The 26,931-nt window shown below is 67.1% G+C and carries 29 protein-coding genes and 1 tRNA gene; 23 read left to right on the forward strand and 7 right to left on the reverse strand.

The window, feature by feature from the left end; genetic code table 11:
* Window positions 1-34 precede the first annotated feature (34 nt).
* Window positions 35-736: a DUF3011 domain-containing protein gene (locus tag BMZ17_RS01915; RefSeq protein WP_093134720.1), complete on the reverse strand. Its 702-nt coding sequence runs from the start codon at window positions 734-736 to the stop codon at window positions 35-37.
* A 156-nt stretch (window positions 737-892) separates the two neighbouring features.
* On the opposite strand from BMZ17_RS01915, the gene aspS reads away from it, so the two are divergent.
* The 20 genes from aspS to serB all read left to right on the forward strand — a co-directional run bounded on the left by aspS (window position 893) and on the right by serB (window position 17,633).
* Window positions 893-2,650, forward strand: a complete 1,758-nt coding sequence (gene aspS / locus BMZ17_RS01920) for an aspartate--tRNA ligase (protein WP_093134725.1) — start codon at window positions 893-895, stop codon at window positions 2,648-2,650.
* A gap of 75 nt (window positions 2,651-2,725) precedes the next feature.
* Window positions 2,726-3,247: a GNAT family N-acetyltransferase gene (locus BMZ17_RS01925; RefSeq protein ID WP_093134728.1), complete on the forward strand. Its 522-nt coding sequence runs from the start codon at window positions 2,726-2,728 to the stop codon at window positions 3,245-3,247.
* Between the two features lie 70 nt (window positions 3,248-3,317).
* On the forward strand, window positions 3,318-3,587 hold the full coding sequence (locus tag BMZ17_RS01930; RefSeq protein WP_139202775.1) for a hypothetical protein: 270 nt from the start codon (window positions 3,318-3,320) through the stop codon (window positions 3,585-3,587).
* Between the two features lie 38 nt (window positions 3,588-3,625).
* Window positions 3,626-4,237, forward strand: coding sequence for an esterase/lipase family protein (locus BMZ17_RS01935; RefSeq protein WP_093134735.1), 612 nt, complete (start codon window positions 3,626-3,628; stop codon window positions 4,235-4,237).
* A gap of 75 nt (window positions 4,238-4,312) precedes the next feature.
* A complete protein-coding gene (locus BMZ17_RS01940; protein WP_093134739.1) occupies window positions 4,313-5,047 on the forward strand; it encodes a YebC/PmpR family DNA-binding transcriptional regulator in 735 nt (244 codons plus the stop codon).
* A gap of 93 nt (window positions 5,048-5,140) precedes the next feature.
* Entirely contained in the window at window positions 5,141-5,662 is a 522-nt protein-coding gene (gene ruvC, locus BMZ17_RS01945) for a crossover junction endodeoxyribonuclease RuvC (RefSeq protein WP_093134744.1), read from the forward strand.
* Window positions 5,659-6,249 carry a Holliday junction branch migration protein RuvA gene (gene ruvA / locus BMZ17_RS01950; protein WP_093134748.1) on the forward strand — a complete coding sequence of 197 codons (591 nt, stop codon included), beginning with the start codon at window positions 5,659-5,661 and terminating at the stop codon, window positions 6,247-6,249. The genes ruvC and ruvA overlap by 4 nt, the downstream gene beginning before the upstream one ends.
* Before the next feature lie 46 nt (window positions 6,250-6,295).
* Entirely contained in the window at window positions 6,296-8,218 is a 1,923-nt protein-coding gene (locus BMZ17_RS01955; RefSeq protein ID WP_093134751.1) for a potassium transporter Kup, read from the forward strand.
* Window positions 8,219-8,264: 46 nt separating this feature from the next.
* On the forward strand, window positions 8,265-9,302 hold the full coding sequence (gene ruvB / locus BMZ17_RS01960) for a Holliday junction branch migration DNA helicase RuvB (RefSeq protein ID WP_093134755.1): 1,038 nt from the start codon (window positions 8,265-8,267) through the stop codon (window positions 9,300-9,302).
* Window positions 9,303-9,357: 55 nt separating this feature from the next.
* Entirely contained in the window at window positions 9,358-9,810 is a 453-nt protein-coding gene (ybgC, locus tag BMZ17_RS01965) for a tol-pal system-associated acyl-CoA thioesterase (RefSeq protein WP_093134759.1), read from the forward strand.
* 24 nt (window positions 9,811-9,834) lie between these two features.
* Window positions 9,835-10,608 carry a protein TolQ gene (gene tolQ / locus BMZ17_RS01970; protein WP_093134762.1) on the forward strand — a complete coding sequence of 258 codons (774 nt, stop codon included), beginning with the start codon at window positions 9,835-9,837 and terminating at the stop codon, window positions 10,606-10,608.
* Between the two features lie 10 nt (window positions 10,609-10,618).
* The gene (tolR, locus tag BMZ17_RS01975) at window positions 10,619-11,068 is read left to right on the forward strand and encodes a protein TolR (RefSeq protein WP_093134765.1); all 450 of its coding nucleotides are present in this window, start codon (window positions 10,619-10,621) and stop codon (window positions 11,066-11,068) included.
* On the forward strand, window positions 11,058-12,089 hold the full coding sequence (gene tolA / locus BMZ17_RS01980) for a cell envelope integrity protein TolA (protein WP_093134770.1): 1,032 nt from the start codon (window positions 11,058-11,060) through the stop codon (window positions 12,087-12,089). Before tolR ends, tolA begins: the two co-directional genes overlap by 11 nt.
* Window positions 12,090-12,179: 90 nt before the next feature.
* Window positions 12,180-13,511 (forward strand): Tol-Pal system beta propeller repeat protein TolB, encoded by a 1,332-nt coding sequence (tolB, locus tag BMZ17_RS01985; RefSeq protein ID WP_093134774.1) that lies wholly within the window; start codon window positions 12,180-12,182, stop codon window positions 13,509-13,511.
* 92 nt (window positions 13,512-13,603) lie between these two features.
* Window positions 13,604-14,116 carry a peptidoglycan-associated lipoprotein Pal gene (gene pal / locus BMZ17_RS01990; protein ID WP_093134778.1) on the forward strand — a complete coding sequence of 171 codons (513 nt, stop codon included), beginning with the start codon at window positions 13,604-13,606 and terminating at the stop codon, window positions 14,114-14,116.
* 171 nt (window positions 14,117-14,287) lie between these two features.
* A complete protein-coding gene (gene ybgF, locus BMZ17_RS01995) occupies window positions 14,288-15,136 on the forward strand; it encodes a tol-pal system protein YbgF (protein ID WP_093134782.1) in 849 nt (282 codons plus the stop codon).
* A 112-nt stretch (window positions 15,137-15,248) separates the two neighbouring features.
* Complete coding sequence (queE, locus tag BMZ17_RS02000; RefSeq protein WP_093134786.1) at window positions 15,249-15,938, forward strand: 7-carboxy-7-deazaguanine synthase QueE; 690 nt, start codon at window positions 15,249-15,251, stop codon at window positions 15,936-15,938.
* 72 nt (window positions 15,939-16,010) lie between these two features.
* Window positions 16,011-16,691, forward strand: coding sequence for a 7-cyano-7-deazaguanine synthase QueC (gene queC / locus BMZ17_RS02005; RefSeq protein ID WP_093134791.1), 681 nt, complete (start codon window positions 16,011-16,013; stop codon window positions 16,689-16,691).
* A gap of 77 nt (window positions 16,692-16,768) precedes the next feature.
* Window positions 16,769-16,844, forward strand: a tRNA-Lys gene (locus BMZ17_RS02010).
* Window positions 16,845-16,919: 75 nt separating this feature from the next.
* Window positions 16,920-17,633 (forward strand): phosphoserine phosphatase SerB, encoded by a 714-nt coding sequence (gene serB / locus BMZ17_RS02015; RefSeq protein ID WP_093137990.1) that lies wholly within the window; start codon window positions 16,920-16,922, stop codon window positions 17,631-17,633.
* A gap of 89 nt (window positions 17,634-17,722) precedes the next feature.
* Here the strand turns inward: serB and tal are convergent, their stop codons facing one another.
* The 5 genes from tal to BMZ17_RS02040 form a co-directional block, all read right to left on the reverse strand.
* Window positions 17,723-18,682 carry a transaldolase gene (gene tal, locus BMZ17_RS02020; RefSeq protein ID WP_093134795.1) on the reverse strand — a complete coding sequence of 320 codons (960 nt, stop codon included), beginning with the start codon at window positions 18,680-18,682 and terminating at the stop codon, window positions 17,723-17,725.
* A 46-nt stretch (window positions 18,683-18,728) separates the two neighbouring features.
* Window positions 18,729-19,694, reverse strand: a complete 966-nt coding sequence (oxyR, locus tag BMZ17_RS02025; protein ID WP_093134799.1) for a DNA-binding transcriptional regulator OxyR — start codon at window positions 19,692-19,694, stop codon at window positions 18,729-18,731.
* 190 nt (window positions 19,695-19,884) lie between these two features.
* Window positions 19,885-21,480 carry an alkyl hydroperoxide reductase subunit F gene (ahpF, locus tag BMZ17_RS02030; protein ID WP_093134804.1) on the reverse strand — a complete coding sequence of 532 codons (1,596 nt, stop codon included), beginning with the start codon at window positions 21,478-21,480 and terminating at the stop codon, window positions 19,885-19,887.
* 163 nt (window positions 21,481-21,643) lie between these two features.
* On the reverse strand, window positions 21,644-22,204 hold the full coding sequence (gene ahpC, locus BMZ17_RS02035) for an alkyl hydroperoxide reductase subunit C (RefSeq protein ID WP_093134808.1): 561 nt from the start codon (window positions 22,202-22,204) through the stop codon (window positions 21,644-21,646).
* Between the two features lie 157 nt (window positions 22,205-22,361).
* Window positions 22,362-23,213: an alpha/beta hydrolase gene (locus BMZ17_RS02040; protein ID WP_175485448.1), complete on the reverse strand. Its 852-nt coding sequence runs from the start codon at window positions 23,211-23,213 to the stop codon at window positions 22,362-22,364.
* Between the two features lie 63 nt (window positions 23,214-23,276).
* Here BMZ17_RS02040 and prmC point away from each other — a divergent pair, with 63 nt between their 5' ends.
* The 3 genes from prmC to BMZ17_RS21105 all read left to right on the forward strand — a co-directional run bounded on the left by prmC (window position 23,277) and on the right by BMZ17_RS21105 (window position 25,986).
* A complete protein-coding gene (gene prmC / locus BMZ17_RS02045) occupies window positions 23,277-24,125 on the forward strand; it encodes a peptide chain release factor N(5)-glutamine methyltransferase (RefSeq protein WP_175485449.1) in 849 nt (282 codons plus the stop codon).
* Between the two features lie 59 nt (window positions 24,126-24,184).
* Complete coding sequence (pip, locus tag BMZ17_RS02050) at window positions 24,185-25,126, forward strand: prolyl aminopeptidase (protein ID WP_093134815.1); 942 nt, start codon at window positions 24,185-24,187, stop codon at window positions 25,124-25,126.
* 170 nt (window positions 25,127-25,296) lie between these two features.
* Window positions 25,297-25,986 carry a hypothetical protein gene (locus tag BMZ17_RS21105; protein ID WP_175485450.1) on the forward strand — a complete coding sequence of 230 codons (690 nt, stop codon included), beginning with the start codon at window positions 25,297-25,299 and terminating at the stop codon, window positions 25,984-25,986.
* A 68-nt stretch (window positions 25,987-26,054) separates the two neighbouring features.
* On the opposite strand, the gene BMZ17_RS02060 is transcribed toward BMZ17_RS21105, so the two are convergent.
* Window positions 26,055-26,921 carry a transglutaminase-like domain-containing protein gene (locus BMZ17_RS02060; RefSeq protein ID WP_093134820.1) on the reverse strand — a complete coding sequence of 289 codons (867 nt, stop codon included), beginning with the start codon at window positions 26,919-26,921 and terminating at the stop codon, window positions 26,055-26,057.
* Window positions 26,922-26,931: the final 10 nt, after the last annotated feature.

Below are 26,931 nucleotides of genomic sequence, written 5' to 3' on the forward strand. Positions count from 1 at the left end.
CCGGCTTTTTCATGTCCAGCGAACGAAAGCCCTGTCAGCGACCGCCGAAGCGGGCCCGGCAGCCGTCGTCCACCCAGAGCTGGCCATTGCGGTAGGCCCAGGTGCGGCCTTCGACGCAGGCCGTCTTGGACAGCTGCTTGACCACCACCGGGCGGCCGGCGCGTTCGTTCCAGTCGCAGGTATGGCGGCGGTTGTCGTCGCTGGAGCAGGTCACGGTGTAGTTGGGATCGACCCCGCCTCCCCAGCCCGGGCCGCCGCCACCGCCCCAGCCACCGCCGCCTTCGGCGAATTCACCGCGGCAACCCTGGCTGACCCAGATGGTGCTGCCGCGCTGGCCCCAGCTGCGGCCTTCGACGCAGCGGCTGTCGGACAGCTGGCGCGCCAGCGTGGCGCGGCCGCGGAAGCCGGCGGCGCATTCGCGGGTGCGGTTGTCGGTGCTCTCGCAGCGGATCGTGCGGCCGCTGTTGCCACCGCCAGGGCCACCTGTCCAGCTGGGCACGAACCGGCCGCGGCAGCCGCGGTCGACCCAGATCACGCCATTGCGGTTGCCCCAGGTGCGGCCTTCGATGCAGGGCGCGTCGGACAGGGCGCGGTCCAGGCGGGCGCGACCATTGAAGGCGCGGCACTCCCGGTACTTGTTGTCCTGGCTTTCGCAAGTCACCGCGTTCTGGGCGTGGGCGGGCCCAGCGGCGTAGAGCCCCAAGGCGAAAACAAGGACCGCAAACAGTCGCAACATGGCACGGCTCCGGCGGAATCTGAGGTGGCCGGACTATACACGCGGGGCTGCTGCGTCCACGTGGTGGATGCGGCCCATTTGCCGCGCCGCAGCGGCGGCCCCAAAATAGCCGGCTTTCCCGGCCGCTTGCCTGCGGCCCGCCTGGAGTTGCCTGCAATGCGTACCCACTTCTGCGGCCTGATCAATGAATCCCTGATCGGCCAGACCGTCACCCTGGCCGGCTGGACCGACGTGGCCCGCAACCAGGGCGGCGTGTGCTTCATCGACCTGCGCGACCACGAAGGCATCGTGCAGGTGACCGTGGAGCAGGACAACGCCGAGGTGTTTGCCGTGGCCGCGTCGCTGGGGTACGAGGACGTGCTGCAGGTCGAGGGCGTGGTGCGCGCGCGCCATGCGGTCAACGACAAGATCAAGACCGGCAAGCTCGAAGTGATCGCCACCAAGATCACCCTCCTCAACAAGGCCGCGCCGCTGCCGTTCCACGCCCACGAGAACCCGGGCGAGGAAACCCGCCTCAAGTATCGCTACCTGGACCTGCGCCGCCCCGAGATGCAGCGCATGCAGCGCACCCGCATCAAGCTGGTCCAGGCGCTGCGCCGTCACCTGGACGGCCAGGGTTTCCAGGACATCGAAACGCCGATCCTGACCAAGGCTACGCCGGAAGGTGCGCGCGACTTCCTGGTGCCGGCGCGCATGCACCCGGGCGAGTTCTACGCCCTGCCGCAGAGCCCGCAGCTGTTCAAGCAGATCCTGATGGTGGCCGGCTTCGACCGCTACTACCAGATCGCGCGCTGCTTCCGCGACGAAGCGCTGCGGGCCGACCGCCAGCTGGAATTCACCCAGCTCGACATGGAGTTTGCGTTCGTCAAGGAACGCGACGTGCAGGATTTCGTTGAAACGATGATCCGCGCGATCTTCAAGGAAGTGGTCGACGTCGAACTGGCCACGCAGTTCCCGCGCATGACCTGGGCCGAGGCGATGCGTCGCTACGGCTCGGACAAGCCGGACCTGCGCATCGCGCTGGAGCTGGTCGACGTGGCCGAGCTGGTCAAGGACAGCGAGTTCGCCGTGTTCACCGGCCCGGCCAATGACGCCGACGGCCGCGTGGCCGCGCTGCGCATTCCGGGCGGTGCGACGTTGTCGCGCAAGCAGATCGACGAGTACGCCGCGCACGCGGCCAAGTACGGCAGCAAGGGCCTGGCCTACATCAAGATCAGCGAGACCGGCGAAGTCACCTCGCCGATCGCCAAGTTCTTCGCCGAGGACAAGTTCGCCGCGCTGATCGCGCACGTCGGGGCCGGTAACGGCGACCTGGTGTTCTTCGGCGCCGGCGGCTACAACAAGGTCTCCGACTTCATGGGCGCCGTGCGCTTGAAGGCCGGCAAGGACTTCGGCCTGGTCAGCGAAGGCTGGGCGCCGCTGTGGGTCACCGACTTTCCGATGTTCGAATGGGACGAGGAAGACCAGCGCTACGTGGCCCTGCATCACCCCTTCACCGCGCCGGCCGTGGACGACATCGCCGAGCTGCGCGCGCATGCCAAGACCGCCGTGTCGCGCGGCTACGACATGGTGCTCAACGGCAATGAGATCGGCGGCGGTTCGATCCGTATCCATCGCCCGGAGATGCAGAGCGCGGTGTTCGAGCTGCTCGGCATCGGCGCTGAAGAAGCGCAGGCCAAGTTCGGCTTCCTGCTGGATGCGCTGAACTACGGCGCCCCGCCGCACGGCGGCATCGCTTTCGGCATCGACCGCATCGCCGCGCTGATGGCGGGCACCGAATCGATCCGCGACGTGATCCCGTTCCCCAAGACCACCGGCGCGCAGTGCCTGATGACCGATGCGCCGTCGCCGATCGCCGATGCGCAGCTGGCCGAAGTGCACATCCAGGTCCGCCCGCAGCCGGCCAAGGGCTGAGCAACGCGCGCCGGTCGGGAGTTCCCACCGGCGTCATCCCGGCCCGGCCAAGTGCCGGGATGCCGCGAGGAATCCATGGCCGTCACGATCCGCCAAGCCACGCCCGACGACGCGCAGGTCATTTCCGACCTGGCCGCGCGCACCTTCACCGAGACCTTCGGCCATCTGTATCCGGCCGAGGACCTCACGGGCTTTCTTGAGGAAAGCTACGCGGTGGATCGCGCGGAGATCGTGCTGCGCCATCCCGACTACGCGATCTTCCTGGCCGAGGACGATGGCGTGGCCGTCGGCCATTCCGCCGCCGGTCCGTGCGGCCTGCCGCATGCGGACGTGCAGCCGGAAGACGGCGAGCTCAAGCGCCTGTACCTGGTCAACACGCACCAGAACAGCGGCATCGGCTCGCGCCTGTTCGAGACCACGCTGGCCTGGTTGCAGCGCAACGGGCCACGCGCGCTGTGGATCGGCGTGTGGTCGGAGAACTTCGGCGCGCAGCGCTTCTATGCGCGGCACGGGTTCGAGCGGGTCGGGCAATACAAGTTCCCGGTCGGCAAGACGATCGACGACGAGTTCATCCTGCGACGTCCCGCACAGGGGTGATCCCGTCGCGCGGTTGAGCGACCGGCACGCCTGGGGCATGCTGCGGGCACTTTTCATGGAGGAAATGCCGATGTCCGTTCTGCGTCCCGTGTTGTGCCTGGTGGTGGTCGCCGCGCTGAGTGGTTGCGGCGAGAAGATGATGCGCTGCACGTCCGCCTCCGGCAGTTGGGCGATCGGTCGCGTCGCCGACCAGGGCATCCTGGATCGCATCCAGGCCGAAAGCGGCGCCAAGCAGGTCCGCACGCTCACCGACGGCGAGACCTCTTCGGATCTCGGCATGGACCGGGTCACCGTCCACGTCAACGCGCAGAACCTGGTCACCGCGGTCACCTGCGACTGAGCCTGCGTCGCTCCCATGTCGAAGCTGCTGCTGCCGGCGTGAAGCCGGCGGTGCTGGTCCTGCATGGCATCTGGAACGCGGATCTGTGGGTGCGCCCGCTGGCCCGGCGGCTGTCGCAGGCTGGCTTCGACGCGCAGGTCTTCGGCTACCAGAGCATCGCCAGTGCGCCGCAGGTGGCGTTCACCCGCCTGGCCGAACGCCTGCGCGATGCACCGCCGACGCATCTGGTCGGGCACAGCCTGGGTGGGCTGATCGCCCTGGAAACCCTGCGCCGCCATCCGGACCTGCCGGTGCCGCGCCTGGTCTGCCTGGGCTCGCCGCTGAAAGGCAGTGCCACCGCCCATGCCCTGCTGCAGCGGGGCTGGACCGGCACCCTCGGGCGCAGCGGGCCGCTGCTGGATCGCGGCTGCCAGCCCTGGCGCGGGCCGACCCAGGTCGGCATGGTCGCCGGCGATGTGCCGCGGGGCATCGGCCGGCTGCTGGGCGGGATCGGCGACGATTCGGACGGCACCGTGGCCCTGGCCGAGACCCGCCTGCCGGGCCTGGCCGACCATTGCTGCGTGCGCACCAGCCACACCGGACTGGCGTTTTCGCCGCTGGCGGCGCGCCAGGTGGTGGCCTTCCTGCGGCAGGGGCACTTCCTGTCCTGAGCGGGCAGGGCGGCGGCGCGCGCGCATTGGGGTAAAATTCCCGCTTCGTGTTCGTGTCCCCAACGGAAGTGTGTCATGGGTCGAGGCCCTTCGATCGAAGCCCGCAAGAACGCCAGTGACGCCAAGCGCGGCAAGGTGTTCACCAAGATCATCCGCGAGATCAGCGTGGCCGCGCGCGGCGCAGGCGGCGGTGATCCGGCCAACAACCCGGCCCTGCGGTCGGCGATGGACAAGGGCCTGGCGGCCAACATGACCAAGGACGTCATGGAGCGCGCCATCAAGAAGGCCACCGGTGAACTGGAAGGCGTGGAGTACGAAACCATCCGCTACGAGGGCTACGCGCCCGGTGGCGTGGCGGTGATCGTCGACTGCCTGACCGACAACCGCGTGCGCACAGTGGCCGACGTGCGCCATGCCTTCGCCAAGTGCGGCGGCAACATGGGCACCGAAGGCTCGGTGTCCTTCATGTTCAAGAAGCTGGGCGTGCTGAGCTTTGGCGGCGGCCTGGACGAGGACACGGTGACCGAAGCGGCGATCGAAGCCGGCGCCGACGACGTGGTGGTGTATCCGGAAGACGGCGCCATCGACGTGGTCACCGCGCCGGAGGCCTTTGAAGATGTCAAGCAGGCGATGGCCGCGGCGGGCTTCACCCCCGGCTTCGCCGAAATCACCTTCCGCGCCGACAACGACGTGGCCGTGGATGCCGAGACGGCCCAGCAGGTCACCAAGCTGCTGGGCATGCTGGAGGACCTGGACGACGTGCAGAACGTCTATTCCAACGCCGACCTCGGTCAGGACGCGTACGCCTGATGCCGGTTCCGGGACAGGCGGCACGCAGTCCCGGTGGCATGGTTCCTGCGTGATCGACCCCACGTCCCACCGCCTCGCAGGACCGCTCCCTACATGACCCGCATCCTCGGCATCGACCCGGGTTCGCAGCGCACTGGCGTGGGCATCATCGATGTCGACGCCGGTGGGCGGACCAAGCATGTCTATAACGGGCCGCTGGTGCTGCTGGGCGAGGGTGGATTCCCGCAGCGGCTCAAGCGGCTGCTGGTCGGGCTGGGCGAGCTGCTGGAGCAGTGGCAGCCTGACGAAGTGGCGATCGAACAGGTGTTCGTCGGCAAGAGCGCCGACTCGGCACTCAAGCTCGGCCAGGCGCGCGGCGCGGCGATCAGCGCGGTGGTGCTGCGCGACCTGCCGGTGCACGAATACGCGCCCAAAGAGGTCAAGCTGGCCGTCGTCGGCCGCGGTGGCGCAGACAAGGAACAGATCCAGCACATGGTCGCACTCATGCTCAACCTCAAAGGCAAGCTGCAGGCCGACGCGGCCGACGCGCTGGCCGTGGCCATCACCCACGCGCACGTGCGCGCCACCGCCGCCCGCATGGGCGTGGACGCGCGCCTGGCCTGGAGCCGGAAATGATCGGAAGACTGCGCGGCATCCTCATCACCAAGTCGCCACCTTGGCTGATGATCGAAGTGGGCGGCGGCATCGGCTACGAGCTCGAAGCGCCGATGAGTACCTTCTACGACCTGCCCGAACTCGGTCGCGAAGTGACGCTGTTCACCCACTACGCGCAGAAGGAGGACAGCGTCTCGCTGTACGGCTTCCTGCGCGAGAGCGAGCGGCGCCTGTTCCGCGACGTGCAGAAGGTCACCGGCATCGGCGCCAAGATCGCCCTGGCGATCCTGTCCGGCGTCAGCGTCGATGAGTTCGCGCGCATGGTGCAGGCCGGCGATGTCACCGCGCTCACCCGCATCCCCGGTATCGGCAAGAAGACCGCCGAGCGCATGGTGGTCGAGCTGCGCGATCGCGCCGCCGCTTTGACCGGCAGCGATCCGGTGACGCTGTCCGCCGCGCCGGTCGATCCGCAGTCCGAAGCCGTCATCGCCCTGCAGCAGCTCGGCTACAAGCCGGCCGAGGCCCAGCGGATGGCCCGCGAAGCCGCCGCCGCCGGCGACGATGCCGCCGCCATCATCCGCAAGGCCCTGCGCTCAGCCCTTCGCTGAGTGTGCAGGCCTTCGTCACTTTTCCAGCAGTAGGCTAGCGTCCGCCATGTCCACCGCGACTCCCACTTCGTCGGCCAGCAACGCGCCGTCCCATCACGGTCACGGCAACCAGGGCCTTCCCGGCCTGGTGCTCGGTGCCATCGGCGTCGTGTTCGGCGACATCGGCACCAGCCCGCTGTACACGCTGAAGGAGGCGTTTTCGCCGCACTTCGGCCTGGTCGGCAACCACGACACCATCCTGGGCATCCTGTCGCTTGTGTTCTGGGCGCTGGTGATCACGGTGACGGTTAAGTACGTGACCATCATCATGCGCGCCGACAACGATGGCGAAGGCGGGATCATGGCGCTGATGACCCTGGCCCAGCGCACGCTGCCCAAGGATTCGCGCTCGGCCTACGTGGTCGGCATCCTCGGCATCTTCGGCGCGTCGCTGTTCTTCGGCGATGGCGTGATCACCCCGGCGATCTCGGTGCTGGGCGCGGTGGAAGGGCTGGAAGTGGCCGCCCCCGGTCTGGACCACTGGATCGTGCCGATCACGGTGGTGATCCTGATCCTGGTGTTCATGGCCCAGCGCTTCGGCACCGAGAAGGTGGGCAAGGTGTTCGGCCCGATCACGATGGTGTGGTTCCTGTCGCTGGCGGCGATCGGCATCTACAACATCGTCGACGCGCCGGAAGTGCTCAAGGCCTTCAACCCCTGGTGGGGATTCCAGTTCTTCGTGACCCACGGCTGGCACTCGGTGCTGATCTTGGGCGCGGTGGTGCTGGCGGTGACCGGCGGCGAGGCGCTGTACGCTGACATGGGCCACTTCGGCGCCCGACCCATCCGCTACGGCTGGTACATCATGGTGCTGCCGTGCCTGATGCTGAATTACCTCGGCCAGGGCGCGCTGGTGCTCGAAGACCCGGCCGCGGTCAACAATCCCTTCTACGAAGCGGTGCCGGACTGGGCGCTGTATCCGATGATCGTGCTGGCCACCATGGCCGCGATCATCGCCTCGCAAGCGGTCATCAGCGGGGCGTTCTCGGTCGCGCGCCAGGCCATGCAGCTGGGCTATATCCCGCGCATGCAGGTCAAGCACACCTCGCACGACACCATCGGCCAGATCTACGTGCCCGGCGTGAACTGGATCATGATGCTGGCGGTGCTGGCCGTGGTGCTGGCCTTCGGTAGCTCGACCGCGCTGGCCACCGCGTACGGCATTTCGGTGTCGGCCACCATGCTCATCGATACCCTGCTGCTGGCGCTGGTGGCGCGCGCGCTGTGGCCGAAGTGGCGCACCTGGGTGCTGCCGCTGTGCGTGGTGTTCTTCATCGTCGACGTGGGCTTCGTGATCGCCAACGGCGCCAAGTTCTTCGACGGCGCCTGGTTCCCGCTGGCGCTGGGCCTGGTGGTGTTCACCCTGTTGCGCACCTGGCGCCGCGGCCGCGAGCTGCTGGGCGCGGAAATCCGCAAGGATGGCATCGCGCTGGACAGCTTCCTGCCGGGCCTGATGCTGGCCCCGCCGGTGCGCGTGCCGGGCACGGCGGTGTTCCTGACCGCGCAGACCGGTATGGTCCCGCACGCGCTGCTGCACAACCTCAAGCACAACAAGGTGCTGCACGAGCGCAACGTGTTCCTGACCGTGTACACGCTGCCGCTGCCGTACGCGCCGGCCGACAAGCGCATGCGTGTGGAAGAGATCGGCGACGAGTTCTACCGCGTGGTGGTCAAGTTCGGCTTCATGGAAACCCCGGACGTGCCGCTGGCGCTGATGCGCAGTTGCGACCACGGCGGGCCGTATTTCGATCCGATGGACACCACCTTCTTCGCCAGCCGCGAGACCATCGTCGCCAGCGCCCGCCGCGGCATGCCGATCTGGCGCGACAAGCTGTTCGCGGCCATGCACCGCAACGCGGCGCCGGCGACCGGCTTCTTCCGCATCCCCGGCAATCGCCTGGTCGAGCTGGGCGCGCAGGTGGAGATCTGATGCGTACGGCCTGCGCCGCACCCGCGGCGCGTGAGACCATGACGGCATGAGTGACCGCATCATCGCCGCCGACGCCACCCGCGAGGACGACGCCCTGGAGGCATCGATCCGGCCCAAGCGCCTGGCCGATTACCTCGGCCAGCAGCCGGTCCGCGAGCAGCTGGACATCTACATCCAGGCGGCCAAGGGCCGCAGCGAAGCGCTGGACCATGTGCTGATCTTTGGGCCGCCCGGCCTGGGCAAGACCACGCTGAGCCACGTGATCGCCAACGAGCTGGGCGTTGCCCTGCGCGTGACCTCCGGCCCGGTGATCGAGAAAGCCGGCGACCTGGCCGCGCTGCTGACCAACCTGCAGCCGCACGATGTGTTGTTCATCGACGAGATCCATCGCCTCTCGCCCGTCGTGGAAGAAGTGCTGTATCCGGCGATGGAAGACTTCCAGCTGGACATCATGATCGGCGAGGGCCCGGCCGCGCGTTCGATCAAGATCGACCTGCCGCCCTTCACCCTGATCGGGGCGACCACGCGCGCCGGCCTGCTGACCGCGCCGCTGCGCGATCGCTTCGGCATCGTCCAGCGGCTGCAGTTCTACAGCGCCGAGGAGCTGACCCGGATCGTGCGCCGCTCGGCCCAGATCATGGCCATCACCTGCGAACCCGACGGCGCGGCCGAGATCGCGCGACGCTCGCGCGGCACCCCGCGTATCGCCAACCGCCTGCTGCGCCGCGTGCGCGACTACGCCCAGGTCAAGGCCGCCGGCCACATCGACCGCGCCGTGGCCAATGCCGCGATGGAAATGCTGAAGGTCGACCCGGAAGGCTTCGACGAGATCGATCGCCGCCTGCTGCACACCATCGTCGATAGCTTCGACGGCGGCCCGGTCGGCGTCGAATCGCTGGCCGCGGCGCTGAGCGAGGAGCGCGGCACGCTGGAAGACGTGATCGAGCCCTACCTGATCCAGCAGGGCTTCCTGGTGCGCACCGCGCGTGGGCGCATGGCCACGGCCAAGGCCTATCGCCACCTGGGCCTGCCCGGCAAGGAGCCCGATCCGGGTCCGGCCGGGCTGACCGAGTCGCTGTTCTGACCCCGCCGGTCCCGTTGCCGCGTTCGAATCCCGCACCTGCCTGGAGCCCGCCGTTTTGTCCGAGTCGCCCTCGTCAACCTCGCCTGTTACCGACGCATTCAGTTGGCCGACACGCGTTTATTGGGAAGATACCGACGCCGGTGGCGTGGTCTATCACGCGCAGTACGTGGCCTTTCTGGAACGCGCGCGCAGTGAATGGATGCGCGCCCGCGGCCAGATGCAGGAGCAGCTGCGCCTGGAGCACGACCTGGTCTTCGTCGTGCGGGCCATGCAGCTGGACTTCCTCAAGCCCGCGCGCCTGGATGACCTGCTGAAGGTCAGCGTGGCGGTCAAGCAGGTGAAGCGGGCGAGCATCGTGTTCGCCCAGTCGATCTGGCGCGACGACCAGCGGCTGCTGACGGCCGAGGTCAAGGTGGCGGCGGTCTCGGCCACCGCCTTCCGCCCGGTGGGGCTGGACGAGGCGCTGTACGAAGAATTCAAGTTGTTGGAAGTTCCCACAACCCTTTAAGCGTAGAACCCGAGGAAACAACGGATGATTGGATTGCTCCTGGCGCTGCAGGACACCGTGACTGAGGCGCTGCCGGCGGAGACCGCGAATGCGGCTGCCCAGGCCACCGCACAGGTCGCCCACAGCAGCATCAACTACTTCGAGCTGCTGCTAAAAGCCAGCCTGCCGGTCAAGGTGATCGTGCTGCTGCTGCTGACCGGCTCGCTGGTGAGCTGGGTAATCATTTTCCGCAAGGCGGGCGTGTTCAAGCGCGCCAACCGTGATGCGGATGATTTCGAAAGCCGCTTCTGGTCCGGTGCGGACCTCAACAAGCTGTATTCTTCGGCCACCGATCGCGGTCGCGTGGTGACCGGCCTGGAAGCCATCTTCGAAGCCGGCTTCCGCGAATTCGCCCGCCTGCGCGACAAGCGCGTCGCCGACGGCCGCCTGCAGCTGGAAGGCGCCCAGCGCGCCATGCGCACCGCCTATGCGCGCGAGATCGATGCGCTGGAGCGCAACCTGGAACTGCTGGCCAACATCGGTTCGACCGCGCCGTACGTGGGCCTGGTCGGCACGGTGTTCGGCATCATGGTGACCATGCACGACATGCTCAACAGCGGCGAGCAGGCCGGCATCGCGGCCGTCGCCCCGGGTATTTCCGAAGCACTGTTCGCCACCGCGATCGGCCTGTTCGTGGCGATCCCGGCGGTGTGGGCCTACAACCGCTTCACCACCCGTGTCGAGCGCATCTCGGTGCGTTACGAGACCTTCGCCGACGAATTCAGCTCCATCCTGCAGCGCCAGACCGGCGAAGGCTGAGGAGTCGCCCATGCAATCGGCCATTTCGCGCCATCGCAAGCGGCGCAAGCTCAAGTCCGAGATCAACGTCGTGCCGTACATCGACGTGATGCTCGTGCTGCTGATCATCTTCATGGTGACCGCGCCCATGCTGACCCTGGCGGTCAACGTGGACATCCCCAAGTCGACCGCGCGTTCGGTCGACAGCAAGGCCGATCCGGTGATCGTCACCGTCGACGGGGACGGGCGCTTCTTCCTCAAGCTCAAGGATGCGGAAATCCAGGAGCTGTCGCCGGAAGAACTGCAGGCGCGCCTGAGCGCCTTCGTCAGCGAGAACAAGGACATCCCGGTGTTCCTGGCTGCGCCCGGCGACGCCAACTACCAGAAGGTCATCGATGCCACCGGCATCATCTCCAAGTCCGGCGTCACCAAGGTGGGCCTGATGAGCAAGCCGGGCGGTACGGGCGGCAATGCACGCTGAGGCGTCCCATTTCGACCGGCGTGATCCACGCGACCGGCCCGGCCTGGCCGTGGGCCTGGCCGTGGGCGTGCATGTCCTGTTGCTGCTGCTGATCATCGCCTCGTCCTATTTCCATTGGAACGAGGACCAGGCCGAAGCCGCGGCCGGTTCGCCGGCGATCGAGGCCTCGCTGCAGATGTCCGCTTCGGACATGCAGGCCGCGCAGCAAGCGATCCGCGAGGCGTCCAAGGTCGAGCCCAAGCCGGTCCCGCCCACGCCGATGCCCGAGCCGGTGGCCGAACAGGACACCACGCCGCCGCCGCAGCCGATCCCCGAGCCCAAGCCGCAGGATTCGCCCGTGCCGCCGCAGCAGCAGGCGCAGGAGCGCGTGCCCGATCCGGACCAGGTCAACCAGGAAGAGGCCAGTCGCCTGGCCATCGCCCAGGAGAAGGCCGAGAAGGAACAGGAAGCCAAGCGCAAGCAGGAGCAGATCGACCTGACCGAGCGCAAGCGCCAGGAAGAAGCCGAGCGCAAGCAGCGCCTGGCCGCCCAGCAGCTGGAGGACGACAAGCAGAAGAAGCTCGCCGCCCTGCGTGCCGCCCGCGCCCAGAACGACCAGCAGGCCAAGCTGGCCGAGCAGAAGCTGCGCCAGCTGGCCGATGCCCGCGCCAAGCAGGCATCGCAGCAGCAGGCGGCGCAGTCAAGCCAGGCCCAGGCCGCGCAGACTGCCCCGCAGGCCGGCCAGAACGGCACCGACCAGGGCTTGCAGGCCAAGTACGTCGCGGCGATCCAGAGCGCGGTGATGAACCAGTGGACCCGTCCTGACTCGGTGCCGGTCGGCACGCGCTGCAAGGTCGAAGTCACCCAGCTTCCGGGCGGTGAGGTCATCTCGGCCGACGTCACGGGCGGTTGCGCGATGGACGCCGCAGGCCAGCGCTCGCTGGAAGCAGCCGTGCTGCGCGCGCAGCCACTGCCGTATCGCGGCTTCGAGCCGGTGTTCAACCGACGCCTGATTTTCACCTTCGAGGCGCAGGATCGCTGAGTTCACGCCGCCTTGGCGTTCATAATTGCGAAATTGTTCACGCGTTGGCTGGTATCCCTAGCCGGCCATTTTTTCCAAAGCCCAGCATTCATGAAGAAACTGACGCGGTATTTCGCCTTACTGGTCTTCCTGTTCCTGCCTGCGGCGGCCTTCGCCCAGAGCCAGGGCCTGGAAATCAACATCGTCGGCGGCAATCCGTCGGCACTGCCGATCACCATCGTGCCGATGCCTTACCAGGGCTCGGGCGCCGCGCCGACTACCGATGTCTCGCAGGTGGTGCGCGCCGACCTGGAGCGCTCCGGCGCCTTCCGCACGCTGCCCGAAGCCAGCATCGTCGAGAAGCCGACCCGCGGCTCGGAGATCCAATACCCGACCTGGCGCGCGCTGAAGCAGGATTACATCGTCGTCGGTCGCGTGATGGACGGCGGCAACGGCGCCTTCCGCGTCGAGTACGAGCTGTTCGACGTCGCCAAGCAGGAGCGTCTGCTTGGCCTGGCCATGACCGGCCGCGCCAACGCCATGCGCGATGTCGCCCACCAGATGGCCGATGCCATCTACGAGAAGATCACTGGCATCCGCGGCGCCTTCTGGACCCGCATCGCCTACGTGACCCAGACCGGCCTGGGCGCCAACGCCCGCTATGCGCTGATGGTCGCCGACTCGGACGGCTTCAACCCGCAGACGATCGTGCGCTCGGCCGAGCCGCTGCTGTCGCCGTCGTGGAGCCCGGATGGCCGCAAGCTGGCCTACGTCAGCTTCGAGCGCGGCAACTCGTCGATCTACATCCAGGACATCACCACTGGTGCGCGCGAATTGGTCGCCAGCTTCCGTGGCATCAACGGTGCACCGGCGTTCTCGCCCGATGGCCGTCGCCTGGCGCTGACGCTCTCGCGCAGCGGCAATCCCGAGATCTACGTGATGGATCTGGGCAGCAAGGCCCTGACCCAGATCACAAATCAGTACGGCATCGACACCGAGCCGACCTGGAGCGCCGACGGCGGCTCGATCTACTTCGTGTCCGATCGCGGCGGCCGTCCGCAGGTCTACAAGGCCCCGTCCAGCGGCGGCGGCGCGACCCGCGTGACCTTCGAAGGCAACTACAACGCCACCCCGAGCGTGTCCTACGACGGCAAGAAGATCGCCGTGGCCCAAGGCAGCGGCAGCACCTATCGCATTGCGATGATGGATTCGAGCACCGGTTCGCCGCGCTGGCAGACCCTGTCGCCGGGTTCGCTGGATGAGTCGCCCAGCTTCGCGCCGAACGCCTCGATGATCCTGTACGCGGCCCGCGAAGGTGGCCGTGGCGTGCTGTACGCCGTGTCGGCCGATGGCCGCGTGCGTCAGCGCCTCGTCCTGGCCCAGGGCGATGTGCGCGAGCCGGCATGGTCGCCGTACCGCAGCGCCGCTGCAGCGCAAAAATAATGCAACGACGCCATTCAATTGGCTTAATGTTGCGTTAAACTAGCGCACGTTTGTATCCACCACCCCGGATTGCGTGTCTTTAAGGAACCCAAATGAACACCACTTTTCGCGTCGTTGCTCTGTCCCTGATGTCCGTGGCCGTTCTGGCCGGTTGTAAGAAGAACACGAAGGAAGTCCCGCCGCCGGCCGTCGAGCCGCCGCCGGCGATGACCCAGCCGACCGAGAACTCTGGCCTGTACGGCCCGAGCGATCTGGATACCGACGCTTGCCTGCGCCAGCGCGTGGTCTACTTCGATCTGGACCAGGATTCGCTGAAGCCGGAATTCCAGGCCATCATGTCCTGCCACGCCAAGTACCTGCGCGACCGTCCGTCCTCGCGCATCAACCTGGAAGGCAACACCGACGAGCGCGGCTCGCGTGAGTACAACCTGGGTCTGGGCGAGCGCCGCGGCAACGCTGTCTCCTCCGCCCTGCAGGCCGCCGGTGGTTCGGGCGCGCAGCTGTCGGTCGTGAGCTACGGCGAAGAGCGTCCGACCTGCACCGAGTCGAACGAAGACTGCTGGGCCAAGAACCGTCGCGTCGAAATCGTGTACACCGCGAAGTAATCGACGTCTGACCTGAGCCACCGTCCGCGGTGGCTCGACCAGGGCCGGTGACCGGGGCGGGGCAACAGGACACAACCTGTCTGCCCCGCACGGCACCGGCCCTTTTTATTGGTACGCCATGATTCAATGTCCGTTCCCGTGTGCATTCCGCAACAACATCACGTGAGTCCCATGCGTCCGACCAAATTCCGCATCGTCCTGCCGGTCCTGCTGCTGTCGCTGAGCCTGGCACCCAGTGCCTTCGCCCAGCGGGCGAGCCTGGCCGACCGCGTCGCCGCGCTCGAAGCGCAGTCGACCAACACCCAGGGCAACACCGACCTGCTCAACCAGGTCAACCAGCTGCGTAGCGAGCTGACCAGCCTGCGCGGCACCGTCGAGCAGCTGCAGAATGAAAACGAGCAGCTCAAGCAGCGTGCCCGCGACCAATACCTGGACCTCGATGGCCGCATCGGCCGCCTCGAAGGCTCGGGCGGTGGTGGCGCAGCGCCTGCCGCCGCCGGCGCCACGCCGCCTGTGGCTTTGCCGCCGCAGGGCGGAAGCGCGGCGGCATCGCAGCCCAATCCCGCCGCCGGCGCCGGAGTGGAAGCCGCGCCGTCCGTGCACGGCGATCCTGGTGCGATGGCCCAGGCCGGTGACGAGCGCACCGCCTATGGCGTGGCGTTCGATGCGCTGAAGAAAGGCGAATACGCCGACGCTGCCAACCTGTTCACCAGCTTCCTGCAGCTGTATCCCAGTGGCGTGTACGCACCCAACGCGCTGTATTGGCTGGGCGAGAGCTATTACGTCACCCAGAACTACCAGATGGCCGCCGACCAGTTCCGCGCGCTGCTCTCGCGTTACCCGACCCACGACAAGGCCTCCGGCGCGCTGCTGAAGCTGGGCCTGGCGCAGTACGGCCTGGGCAAGGTCAACGATGCGCAGACCACGCTGCAGTCGGTGATCCAGCAGTACCCCAACAGCGATGTCGCCCGCACCGCCGAAGACCGCCTGCACTCGATCCAGGTCGGCCAGATGCGCTGATGCGCGCGGCCCGGTTGGGCCGTGGAAGTGGGTTGTACGAAGTGTTTTGAACGCCACTGCGAGGTCTGCGGTGGCGCATCCGTTTTTAGAATGCCGTGTCAGAGAGTCCGTGATGAACGCCGCCGCCGTCGCCCTTCCCAGCCAGATTGAACAATCGCCGCAGGACCGCCTGAAGATCACCGAGATCTTCCTGTCGCTGCAGGGCGAGGCTGACGCGGCCGGCTGGCCGACGGTGTTCGTGCGCCTCACCGGCTGCCCGCTGCGCTGCAGCTATTGCGACACGGCCTACGCCTTCCACGGCGGAACCTGGTGGGAGATCGACGACATCCTGGCCGAGGTCGCGCGCCAGGGCGTGCGGCACGTGTGCGTCACTGGTGGCGAGCCGCTGTCGCAGAAGCGCTGCATCGGCCTGCTCAAGCGTCTGTGCGATGCCGGCTATGACGTGTCGCTGGAGACCTCCGGCGCGATCGATGTCTCGCAGGTCGATCCGCGCGTATCGCGCGTGGTCGACATCAAGACGCCGGGCTCGGCCGAGGAGCACCGCAACCGCTGGGAGAACCTGCCGCTGCTCACCGCACGCGACCAGATCAAGTTCGTCCTGTGCAGCCGCAGTGACTACGAGTGGGCGCGCGAGGTGGTGCGCGAGCACGCGCTGTCGGCGCGCTGCAGCGTGCTGTTCTCGCCGTCCAAGGACCAGGTGAGCCCGCGCGAACTGGCCGACTGGATTGTCGAAGACCGCCTGCCGGTGCGCTTCCAGATGCAGCTGCACAAGCTGCTGTGGAACGACGAACCCGGCCGATGACATGACCGCCGGCGCCTGCTGGCGCTAGGCTATGCATTCCCCGGCCTGTCTCGCCGGCAAGAAGAAACCCCCATGAAAAATGCAGTTGTTCTCGTTTCCGGCGGGATGGATTCCGCCGTGGTCCTGGCCATGGCCCGCGCGCAGGGCTTCAACGCCTATGCGCTCAGCGTGCAGTACGGCCAGCGCCATACCTCTGAACTCGATGCCGCCGCGCGCGTGGCCAAGGAGCTGGGCGCGGCCGCGCACAAGGTCGTCAACGTCGACCTGCGCAGCATCGGCGGCTCGGCCCTGACCGATGACATCGACGTCCCCGTCGATACCGATCAGCAGCCGGGCGGCGACGCCATCCCGGTTACCTACGTGCCGGCGCGCAACACCATCATGCTGTCGGTGGCGCTGGGCTGGGCCGAAGTGCTGGGCGCGGCGGATATCTTCTGTGGCGTCAACGCGGTGGATTACTCGGGCTATCCCGATTGCCGCCCCGAGTTTATCGCCGCGTTCCAGGCGCTGGCCAACCTGGCCACCAAGGCGGGCGTGGAAGGGGCGGGCATCAAGGTGCACGCGCCGCTGCAGTTCATGAGCAAGGCCGACATCGTGCGCGAGGGTGTGGCGCTGGGCGTGGATTTTTCCAGCACCGTGTCCTGCTACAACGCCGATGCGGCCGGCAACGCCTGCGGCCATTGCGATGCATGCCGTTTACGGACCGCAGGCTTTGTCGACGCCGGCGTGGCCGATCCGACCCATTACGCCTGATCGTGGCGTCGGGTCGCGCAGGGGCGACCTGATGCGGTAAAATCTCCGGCCCGGCGCAATGCCGGGCCAGCAGTTCCGGGCCGTTAGCTCAGTCGGTAGAGCAGAAGACTTTTAATCTTTTGGTCGATGGTTCGAATCCATCACGGCCCACCATCTGCTGGATGCATTGGAAAAGCGCTGAAAGGCGCTTTTTTCATCTCCACGATCAGCATGTGCGAAGGTCTGCCGATGAACCATTCTCCTTCGGTCTCTTCCGGTCTGTCCGTGCGCGAAGGCGTGCAGGTGCGCGCGTTGCGCGACTACCGCCTGATCGCCTTCGACATGGACTCCACCCTGATCACCATCGAGTGCATCGATGAGATCGCTGCGGCGGTCGGACTGAAGGAAGAGGTCGCCGCGATCACCGAGGCGACGATGCGCGGGGAAATCACCGATTTCCGTGAAAGCCTGATCCAGCGCGTCGCGTTGCTCAAGGGCGTGCCGGAGCAGGCGCTGCAGGCGGTGTACGACGAGCGCCTGCGGTTGACGCCGGGTGCCGAGACACTGGTGTCGGCCTGCAAGGCGGCGGGCCTGAAAGTGCTGCTGGTGTCGGGCGGATTCACGTTTTTCGCCGAGCGCCTGCGCGACCGGCTGGGGCTGGATTTCGTGCGCGCCAACCTGCTGGAAGCCGCCGATGGCACGCTCACCGGCCGGGTGCTGCCGCAGGCCTGGGGCGATATCTGCGATGGCGCGGTCAAACGCGCGACGCTGCTGGATGTAGCCTCGCTGATGGGCATCGATCCGGCGCAGACGATTGCGGTCGGCGATGGGTCGAACGACATCCCGATGATGCAGGTCGCCGGTCTGTCAGTGGCGTATCACGCCAAGCCGAAGGTGCGCGAGGTGGCCGATGTGTCCATCGACGAAGGTGGGCTGGACCGCTTGCTGGAGCTGTTTGCCTGAGGCGCTGACGCTCGCAAGGCGTGCCGTCGGCCCAATAAAAAAGCCGCCGCAGGTGCAGACCCGCGGCGGCTTTTTTGTCGGTCAGGATTTCAGGCCAGGCGATCGGCGATCGTCTTGCGCACGGCCTTCAGGTCATCGGCGAAAGCCTTGATGCCATCGGCCAGTTTTTCCTTGGCCATCGGGTCGGCTTCGACGTCTGTCTTGAACTTGGCTGCGTCCACCGGCGTGTGCTGGGTGCTTTCCGCGGCCACCGGCGAGAGCTTGCGCGGCAGGTCGCCGTGGTCGGCGTCGAGCTTGTCCAGCAGGTCCGGCGAGATGGTCAGTCGGTCGCAGCCGGCCAGGGCTTCGATCTGCTCGGTGGAGCGGAACGAGGCGCCCATCACCACGGTCTTGATGCCGCGGCGCTTGAAGGTGCCGTAGACGCCGCGCACGAACTTCACGCCCTGGTCGTCGTCGATGGTGGCCGGCGCCTGGTCGTGCGCCTTGTACCAGTCCAGGATGCGGCCCACGAACGGCGAGATCAGGAATGCGCCAGCCTCGGCGCAGGCGATGGCCTGGGTCGGGTTGAAGATCAGGGTGCAGTTGCAGTCGATGCCCTCGGCCTGAAGCTGGCGGCAGGCTTCCACGCCTTCCCAGGTGGAGGCGACCTTGATCAGGATGCGGTCCTTGGGCACGCCGGCTTCGGCGTACATGGCGATGAACTTCTTCGCCTTGGCCACGGTGGCGGCGGTATCGAATGCCAGGTCGGCGTCGACTTCGGTCGAGACACGGCCCTTGATCAGGCCGGAGAGCTTGGTGCCCACGCCGACGGTGAGGCGGTCGACGACTTCGTGGACCAGCGTTTCGGTCACCTCGCCCTGGCTTTTGGCCCAGGAGATCTGTTCGTCGATCAGCTCGGCGTAGACCGGCAGGTCCAGGGCCTTCTTCACCAGGGTGGGATTGGTGGTGCAGTCGACCGGCTTGAGCCGCTTGATCGCGTCGAAATCGCCGGTGTCGGCCACGACCACGGAGAGGTCGCGCAGTTGTTCGAGTTTGCTTGGGGACGTCATGGTGTGGATCCGTGTCGTTGTGCGTGTCGGTTCGGGGGATAGGCTCTCACGCGCGCCGTTGCGACGCCGTGGAAGTTTTCTTGCGCGCGGCCGGCGCCACGCTGGTGATGGTCGGGTCCAGCAGGTCCGCGGGCAGTTCGCGGAACACCTGTGCCAGCTGGGTCAGGAAGGCGTTCATGGCCGAACTCTTGCGCCAGACCATCGCGATGCGGCGGCTGGGATGCGAATCGCTGAAGCCCAGCAGGTGGATGTTGTCCGAGCGCGCCACTGGCGGCTTGACCGCCAGGGTGGGCAGCAAGGTCATGCCGACTTCGGCGGCGACCATCTGGCGCAGGGTCTCCAGGCTGGTGGCGCGGAATTCGGATTTTTCGTTCGCGCCGGACAGGCGGCAGACTTCCAGCGCCTGTTCGCGCAGGCAGTGGCCGTCTTCCAGCAGCAGCAGCTTCTGGTCGTTGAGTTCGGCCAGGGTCAGACTGCGGCGCGCGGCCAGCGGGTGATGCTCGGGCACGGCCAGCACGAAGGGCTCCTCGAACAGGAACTCCACGTGCAGCTGGTCCTCGTCGACCGGCAGGGCGAGCAGGCCGGCGTCGAGCTTGCCCTCGCGCAGGCGCTGGACCAGCACGTCGCTCTTTTCCTCCACCAGCAGCAGTTCCAGCTGCGGGAAGCGCGCGCGGATGGCCGGCACCACGTGCGGCAGCAGGTACGGCCCGAGCGTGGGGAAGATGCCCAGCTTGACCGTGCCGGCTTCCGGGTCCTGGCTGCGGCGGGCGGCTTCCTTCATCTGTTCGACTTCGGCCACGATCCGGCGCGCGCGCTCGGCGGCGTCGCGGCCGGCGGGCGTGAGCATCACCTTGCGCGGGGCGCGCTCAACCAGCGAGACGCCCAGCTCGTCCTCCAGCTTCTTGATCTGGGTCGACAGAGTGGGCTGGCTGACGAAACTGGCGGCCGCGGCACGGCCGAAGTGCATGTGGTCGGCCAAAGCGACCAGGTATTTGAGGTCACGCAGGTTCACGCGAGCAGATCCGCCTGTGGGCTATGCGGCCATCGAAGCCGTCGATGCATTCAACGCTTTTTGCGTCGTCCGATCAATCGATGGCAGGTAAACGGCGCGCGGCCGGGGCCTTGCAGGTCATAAAAAACGCCCGCCGGGAGGACCGGCGGGCGTGCGTCGACATCGTAGGGGAGGTCGGTGAAACGGTGGATCAGGCAGCCTCGGCCTCGGTCACCGGCGTTTCGGCCGGGGCGCTGTGGCGGATCAGGTGGTCGAAGGCGCTCAGCGCGGCCTTGGAGCCTTCGCCCATGGCGATCACGATCTGCTTGTACGGCACCGTGGTGGCATCGCCGGCGGCGAACACGCCCGGCACGCTGGTCTGGCCGCGGTCGTCGACGATGATCTCGCCGCGCGGAGACAGGTCAACCGTGCCCTTGAGCCACTCGGTGTTGGGCAGCAGGCCGATCTGCACGAAGATGCCTTCCAGCTCGATCTTGTGCGACGCGTCGTTGGTGCGGTCGGTGTAGGACAGCCCGGTCACCTTGCTGCCATCGCCATGCACCTCGGTGCTCAGCGCCGACATGATGATGGTGACGTTGGGCAGGCTGCGCAGCTTGCGCTGCAGGACTTCATCGGCACGCAGCTTGTGGTCGAACTCGATCAGGGTGACGTGCTTGACGATGCCGGCCAGGTCGATGGCCGCTTCCACGCCGGAGTTGCCGCCGCCGATCACCGCCACGCGCTTGCCCTTGAACAGCGGGCCATCGCAATGCGGGCAGTAGGCCACGCCCTTGTTCTTGTATTCGTTCTCGCCGGGCACGTTCATCTGCCGCCAGCGCGCACCGGTGGACAGGATCACCGTCTTGCCCTTGAGCGCGGCGCCATTGGCCAGCTCGATCGAGATCAGGCCATCGGCCCCGGCCGGCACCAGCTTCTCGGCGCGCTGCAGGTTCATGATGTCCACCTCGTACTGGCGCACGTGGGCTTCCAGCGCGGCGGCCATCTTCGGACCTTCGGTCTCCTGCACGGAAATGAAGTTCTCGATCGCCATGGTGTCCAGCACCTGGCCACCGAAGCGCTCGGCGGCCACGCCGGTGCGGATGCCCTTGCGCGCGGCGTAGATCGCCGCGGCCGAGCCGGCCGGACCGCCGCCGACGATGAGCACCTCGAACGGCGCCTTGGCCGAGATCTTCATGGCGTCGCGCTTGGCCGCACCAGCGTCCAGACGCCCGACGATCTCTTCCACGTTCATGCGGCCCTGACCGAAGGTCTCGCCGTTGAGGTATACCGTCGGCACCGACATCACCTGGCGCTGTTCCACTTCTTCGGGGAACACCGCGCCGTCGATGGCCACGTGCTGGATACGGGGGTTCAGGACCGCCATCAGGTTCAACGCCTGGACCACGTCCGGGCAGTTCTGGCAGCTCTGGGAAAAATAGGTCTCGAACTTGTAGTCGCCGTCCAGGCCCTGGATCTGCTCGATCGTGTCCAGCGCGGCCTTGGACGGATAACCGCCCACCTGCAGCAGCGCCAGCACCAGCGAGGTGAACTCATGGCCCATCGGCAGGCCGGCGAAGCGCAGGTGGATGTCCTGGCCCGGCGAGTTCAGCGCGAAGGAAGGGGTATGCGCATCGGCGTTGCGGTGCTCGACCAGCGAAACCTGGTCGGACAGCAGCACGATGTCGCCCAGTAGCTCCAGCATTTCCTTGGAGGTGGCCGAATCGTCGATCGAGGCGATGATCTCGACCGGACGGGTGACGCGCTCCAGGTACGCCTTGAGCTGGGTCTTGAGGGTGTCATCCAACATGGGGGCATCTCCTAAATTGCGGGAACAGACAGGCCTGCCCGGTTGGGCAGCACGAACAGGGGGAGGCAAACCGCAAGCCGCGTCAGGCGTGGGAGCGAAGCGGATTCCGGTTTGCCGCCGGTGCCTTCCCCGCGCAGGGCGGGGAAGGCGATCAGGCAAAACCTTAGATCTTGCCGACCAGGTCCAGCGACGGCGCGAGGGTCTTGGCGCCTTCCTTCCACTTGGCCGGGCAGACTTCACCCGGGTGGGCGGCGACGTACAGCGCAGCCTTCACCTTGCGCAGGGTCTCGGACGCGTCGCGGCCGATGCCTTCAGCGGTGATTTCCACACCCTGGATCACGCCCTGCGGGTCGATGATGAAGGTGCCACGGTCAGCCAGACCGGCCGGACGCAGGACTTCGAAGTTCTTCGAAATCTGGTGGGTCGGGTCGCCGATCATGGCGTACTTGATCTTGCCGATCGCATCGGAGGTGTCGTGCCAGGCCTTGTGCGAGAAATGGGTGTCGGTCGACACCGAGTAGACCTCGACGCCCAGCTTCTGGAACTCGGCGTAATGCTCGGCCAGGTCTTCCAGCTCGGTCGGGCACACGAAGGTGAAGTCGGCCGGGTAGAAGGCCACCACGGACCACTTGCCCTTCAGGTCGGCTTCGCTGACTTCGATGAACTCGCCGTTCTTGTAGGCGGTGGCCTTGAACGGCAGGATTTCGGTGTTGATGACGGGCATCGGTATTCCTCGTTGGTGGGGATGGGTGAAAGCGACTGAGGGCCATCGTACGGAGGTCGATTCGATTACTCAAATCGATTAACGGCATCGAGGTGATAGCTAATGGCTATGGATCGTCGCGTCGTCCCATCCTAGGGCCGCAGGTGTTGCAGGAAGATCACGGACGCCGCACGAACGCGCCGATCGTCTCCAGCAACTGCGGTCCGCGCTTGGGCGAATACAGCTCGACCAACGGGGTGAAGTGGCTGCCATCGGGCAGGCGCAAGGTCTGCACCGGCACGCCGGCGTCCTTCAGGTGCGCGTCCAGTTCGTAGGTCTGCCCGGGCGAGACGATCTTGTCGTTGGTCCCCACTGCCAGCAGGAACGGCGGCTCATCGCCATCGACGAAACGCGTGGCCATTGCATCGGGCCACTGCGCAGACGGGCCGAAAGCGCGTTCGAGATCGTGATCGCCGGCGATGGTGAAGTTGTACGGGCCGGACAGACCGATCACGCCGGCCAGCTGCTTGGGTTCCAGGCCCACGGTCTTCAGGTAACGCGCATCGGTGCCCAGCAGCGCCGCGATCTGCGCGCCGGCCGAGTGCCCGGCAATGAACAGACGCTTGGGGTCGCCGCCGTAGTCGGCGGCATGCTGGCGCGCCCAGGCCACGGCGCGCGCGCCGTCGTACATGAAGCCGGGGAAAGGCGTCTTGGGTGCAAGCCGGTAGTCGGCGACCATCACCACCGCGCCGGTCTCGGTCAGGCGCCGGCCGACGAAGCGATACTGCGCGCGATTGCCGCGCTGCCAGCTGCCGCCGTAGAAGAACACGATCACCGGCGCATCGGCCTTGGCATCGCGCGGCCGGAAGATATCCAGCGACAGCGCATGCGGCTGATCGTAGACGGCGGTGGCATCGGGCCGGGCAACCCCGCGATTGGCGATGCCGAAGACCACGGTCTGGCAGCCGCCCAGCAGCAGGGCCACGACGCTGGCCACAGCCAGGCGGAACAACACACGTGCACGATTCAAGAGGCGATGACTCCAGGCGGATTGGGGAAGGGGCGGGCGCAAGCCAGCGGCTAACATGCACGGATGGATACGTTGTCACCCCCGCGTCTGGATGCGCTGCTGCGCGATGGCGCTGCACGCTTGCCTGCGCCGGAAGCCCGTTTCGAAGCCGAAGCCCTGCTGCTGCACGCGCTGGGGCGCGAACGCGCCTGGTTGTTCGCGCATGGCGCCGATCCTGCCGAAGCCGCTGTGCAGGCCACGTTTGCGGCACTGCTGGAACGTCGTTTGGCCGGCGAGCCCGTGGCCTACATCACCGGTACGCGGGGGTTCTGGACGCTGGACTTAGCGGTCACGCCGGCCACGCTGATCCCGCGTGCCGATACCGAGCGCCTGATCGAACTGGCGCTGGAGCGCCTTCCAGCCGATCGCGCGCTGCAGGTCGCCGACCTCGGCACCGGCAGTGGCGCAATTGCACTCGCCATCGCCAGCGAGCGGCCGCAGGCGCAGGTGCTGGCCACCGATGCCAGCGCCGACGCGTTGAACGTGGCGCAGGGCAATGCCAAGGCCCACGCATTGGTGAACGTGGACTTCGCCCACGGTGACTGGTTCGCGCCGCTGCAGGGCCGACGCTTCGACCTGATCGCCAGCAATCCGCCCTATATCGAAGCCGGCGACAAGCACCTGGCCCAAGGCGACCTGCGCTTCGAACCTGCGAGCGCGCTGGCCTCCGGTGCCGACGGCCTGGACGACATCCGCCACCTCGCCGCGCACGCCGGCGCTTATCTGCTGCCCGGCGGCTGGCTGCTGCTGGAGCACGGTTTCGACCAGGGCCAGGCCGTGCGTGCGCTGCTGCACGAGGCCGGCTTTATCGACGTGCAGACCGCGCAGGACCTGGAAGCACGCGATCGCGTCAGCCTGGGACGTCGCGCCTGAGACGGCACGAAGGGCTGCGTTAGACTGCCGGCCCGTCCCCCGCAGTCAGCGTTGTCTTCATGCGCAAGCTCTATCCCGCCATCGAACCCTTCGACACCGGCCGCCTGCAGGTCGACGAACGCCACGCGCTGTATTACGAGCAGTGTGGCAATCCGAACGGCAAGCCGGTGGTGCTGCTGCATGGCGGTCCTGGCGGCGGTTGCAGCCCGAAGATGCGCTGCTTCCACGACCCGGCCAAGTACCGCATCGTGTTGTTCGACCAGCGTGGCTCGGGTCGCTCGCGCCCGCACGCGGATCTGATCGACAACACCACCTGGGACCTGGTGGCCGATATCGAAAAACTGCGCACGCATCTGGGCATCGAGGCGTGGCAGGTGTTTGGTGGCAGCTGGGGGTCGACCCTGGCGCTGGCCTATGCCGAAACTCATCCCAAGCACGTCACCGAGCTGGTCCTGCGCGGCATCTTCATGCTGCGCCGCTGGGAGCTGGAGTGGTTCTACCAGGAAGGCGCCAGCCGCCTGTTCCCCGATGCGTGGGAGCACTACATCAAGGCCATCCCGGAAGTGGAGCGCGCCGACCTGATCTCGGCCTTCCATCGCCGCCTGACCAGCGATGACGCGCAGACCCGGCTCGATGCGGCGCGCGCATGGTCGGTGTGGGAGGGCGCGACCAGCTTCCTGCGCGTGGACGATGATTTCGTCAGCGGCCATGAAGATACGGAGTTCGCGCTGGCCTTTGCCCGCATCGAAAACCATTACTTCGTCAACGGCGGCTTCTTCGAGGTGGAAGACCAGCTGCTGCGCGACGCGCACAAGATCGCCGACATCCCCGGCGTGATCGTGCACGGCCGCTACGACGTGGTCTGCCCGATCGCCAACGCCTGGGACCTGCACAAGGCTTGGCCGAAGGCGACGCTGGAGATCAGCCCGACCTCGGGCCACTCGGCGTTCGAGGAAGAAAACATCGACGCGCTGATCCGCGCGACCGACGCCTTCGCCTAAACGCGCCGCGCGGCGGCCCGCGCCGTCGCGCAGCCTTCCACACCGCCGGCTGTACGGCACGCGCCTGTGTCGTGCTGCATGGCGCGTGCGGCAAATCCGCCGCGCACACGCTGCCTAGCATCGCCCGATCTTCTCGATGAGGTCGTGCCGTGCCGGGTTTTCGTCCGTGGTTGTCCGTTGCCTTCCTGCCTTTGGCCTTGCTGGCGGCGCGTGCGTCGTTCGCGCAGCAGATCGCCTCCGACACGCCGCAGGCCTGGCAGGCCGATGCCAAAGCCAACAAGCAGGCGCAGAAGGCCGCTGAAAAAGCCGCCAAGGCGGGCATGCCGAAGATGAAGGGCGGCGGCAACGCGCCCGGTGGCGAAGGCGGCCCGCCCGGTGGCGGCGGTGCGCCGGGTGGTGGCATGGACGGCGGTGGTGCGCCTGGTGGTGGTGAAGGCGGTCCTCCGGGCGGTGGTCACGGTGGCCCGCCTGGCGGTGGGAAGGGTGGGCGTTCGCAGGCCGGTGCCGATGCGATGCTGCGACCGGAGATGGATTTCGCCGCGCCGCTGAAGGACACGCTGGTGCTGTATCGCAGCCGCGAGGCGGTGGTGTTCGGCAGCACGCAATCGCAGGACGTGGTGATCCTGCCGCTGTCCGGCGAAGGCGTGACAATCGCGCCAGGCGTGACGGCCTCGCTGCATGACGGCGCCGGCGCGCTGCGCGTGGACATCGTCACCAGCAACGACATCCACGTACGCTTCGACTATCGCAGCGAAGGCGGCGTGCTCAAGGTCGATGTACATGCGCAAGGGCCGTTCCCGCGCCCGGGCAGCCAGTTCGAGGTCGAGCGGCAGTATCGGCTGGGCAAGCCGGCGCACTGAGGCGCGCGGCCTGATCCGGCGTTGGAAAGACCTTCCACCTGCGCGCAAGCGACAGGTGGCGATCAAGCTCAGGTCACCGCATACGCCGGTGGCGTCGCGCTGACTGGAAGCCGTGGCGACAGCGTCGGGTCATCGGTCTCGTCCGTCCACACCACGAACTTCTCCAGCGTGTTGGCGCCGAAGCTGTTGCTGATCGCCGCGTCCGCGGCGTCGCGGCCGCGCGCGATCAGCACCCGGCCGATGCGTGGCGTGTTGTGGCGCGCATCGAAGGTGTACCACTGACCGTCCAGGTAGGCCTCGAACCACGCCGAGAAATCCATCGGCGCATCCACCGGCGGAATGCCGATGTCGCCCAGGTAGCCGGTGCAATAGCGCGCGGGGATGTTCATGCAGCGGCACAGCGCAATGGCCGAATGCGCGAAGTCGCGGCAGACCCCGCGGCCTTCGCGCAGGGCTTGGGCGGCGCCCTTGGTCGGGTTGGCGTGGTGATAACCGAATTCGATCTGCGCGTGTACGTAGTCGCAGATCGCCTGCACGCGGTTCCAGCCGGTCTGCGCGTGGCCGAACAGGTCCCAGGCCATGCCGACCAGCTGGTCGGTCTCGCAGTAGCGGCTGCCCAGCAGATAGAGCAGCGCCTCGTCAGGCAGCTCGTCGACCGGCACTTCGCGCAGCTGCGGCATGGTCAGATCCTGCACGCCGCTGTCCTGTACCACCGCATCGGCGTACAGGGTGAACAGGCCGGGCGGCGCCACCAGGCGCGTGCAGGTGTTGCCGAAACTGTCGTGGTACTGGCGCATCGGCACCTGTGGCAGGCCGCGCAGTTCCTGGCCGATGAGGATGTCGGTGCGACGCGAGTCGTGGATGTTCAGCGTCACCAGCATCGGCGTCGGCTGGGGTAGGCGGAACGCGATTTCGTAACCCAGGCGGATCAGCATGGTGGCGGCA

The organism is Pseudoxanthomonas sp. GM95 (assembly GCF_900109775.1).
Taxonomy (GTDB): domain Bacteria; phylum Pseudomonadota; class Gammaproteobacteria; order Xanthomonadales; family Xanthomonadaceae; genus Pseudoxanthomonas_A.

Bases quoted from the DNA above. Each gene is read 5' to 3' on its own strand.
- BMZ17_RS01930 (WP_139202775.1), top strand. From the start codon at position 3,318: ATGTCCGTTCTGCGTCCCGTGTTGTGCCTGGTGGTGGTCGCCGCGCTG.
- ruvA (WP_093134748.1), top strand. From the start codon at position 5,659: ATGATCGGAAGACTGCGCGGCATCCTCATCACCAAGTCGCCACCTTGG.
- BMZ17_RS01915 (WP_093134720.1), bottom strand. From the start codon at position 736: ATGTTGCGACTGTTTGCGGTCCTTGTTTTCGCCTTGGGGCTCTACGCC.
- BMZ17_RS01955 (WP_093134751.1), top strand. From the start codon at position 6,296: ATGTCCACCGCGACTCCCACTTCGTCGGCCAGCAACGCGCCGTCCCAT.
- serB (WP_093137990.1), top strand. From the start codon at position 16,920: ATGAACCATTCTCCTTCGGTCTCTTCCGGTCTGTCCGTGCGCGAAGGC.
- pal (WP_093134778.1), top strand. From the start codon at position 13,604: ATGAACACCACTTTTCGCGTCGTTGCTCTGTCCCTGATGTCCGTGGCC.
- ahpC (WP_093134808.1), bottom strand. From the start codon at position 22,204: ATGCCCGTCATCAACACCGAAATCCTGCCGTTCAAGGCCACCGCCTAC.
- ruvC (WP_093134744.1), top strand. From the start codon at position 5,141: ATGACCCGCATCCTCGGCATCGACCCGGGTTCGCAGCGCACTGGCGTG.
- tal (WP_093134795.1), bottom strand. From the start codon at position 18,682: ATGACGTCCCCAAGCAAACTCGAACAACTGCGCGACCTCTCCGTGGTC.
- BMZ17_RS01940 (WP_093134739.1), top strand. From the start codon at position 4,313: ATGGGTCGAGGCCCTTCGATCGAAGCCCGCAAGAACGCCAGTGACGCC.
- ruvB (WP_093134755.1), top strand. From the start codon at position 8,265: ATGAGTGACCGCATCATCGCCGCCGACGCCACCCGCGAGGACGACGCC.
- tolB (WP_093134774.1), top strand. From the start codon at position 12,180: ATGAAGAAACTGACGCGGTATTTCGCCTTACTGGTCTTCCTGTTCCTG.
- tolR (WP_093134765.1), top strand. From the start codon at position 10,619: ATGCAATCGGCCATTTCGCGCCATCGCAAGCGGCGCAAGCTCAAGTCC.
- ahpF (WP_093134804.1), bottom strand. From the start codon at position 21,480: ATGTTGGATGACACCCTCAAGACCCAGCTCAAGGCGTACCTGGAGCGC.
- BMZ17_RS01925 (WP_093134728.1), top strand. From the start codon at position 2,726: ATGGCCGTCACGATCCGCCAAGCCACGCCCGACGACGCGCAGGTCATT.
- tolQ (WP_093134762.1), top strand. From the start codon at position 9,835: ATGATTGGATTGCTCCTGGCGCTGCAGGACACCGTGACTGAGGCGCTG.
- pip (WP_093134815.1), top strand. From the start codon at position 24,185: ATGCGCAAGCTCTATCCCGCCATCGAACCCTTCGACACCGGCCGCCTG.
- queE (WP_093134786.1), top strand. From the start codon at position 15,249: ATGAACGCCGCCGCCGTCGCCCTTCCCAGCCAGATTGAACAATCGCCG.
- aspS (WP_093134725.1), top strand. From the start codon at position 893: ATGCGTACCCACTTCTGCGGCCTGATCAATGAATCCCTGATCGGCCAG.
- queC (WP_093134791.1), top strand. From the start codon at position 16,011: ATGAAAAATGCAGTTGTTCTCGTTTCCGGCGGGATGGATTCCGCCGTG.
- prmC (WP_175485449.1), top strand. From the start codon at position 23,277: ATGGATACGTTGTCACCCCCGCGTCTGGATGCGCTGCTGCGCGATGGC.
- tolA (WP_093134770.1), top strand. From the start codon at position 11,058: ATGCACGCTGAGGCGTCCCATTTCGACCGGCGTGATCCACGCGACCGG.
- ybgF (WP_093134782.1), top strand. From the start codon at position 14,288: ATGCGTCCGACCAAATTCCGCATCGTCCTGCCGGTCCTGCTGCTGTCG.
- BMZ17_RS02060 (WP_093134820.1), bottom strand. From the start codon at position 26,921: ATGCTGATCCGCCTGGGTTACGAAATCGCGTTCCGCCTACCCCAGCCG.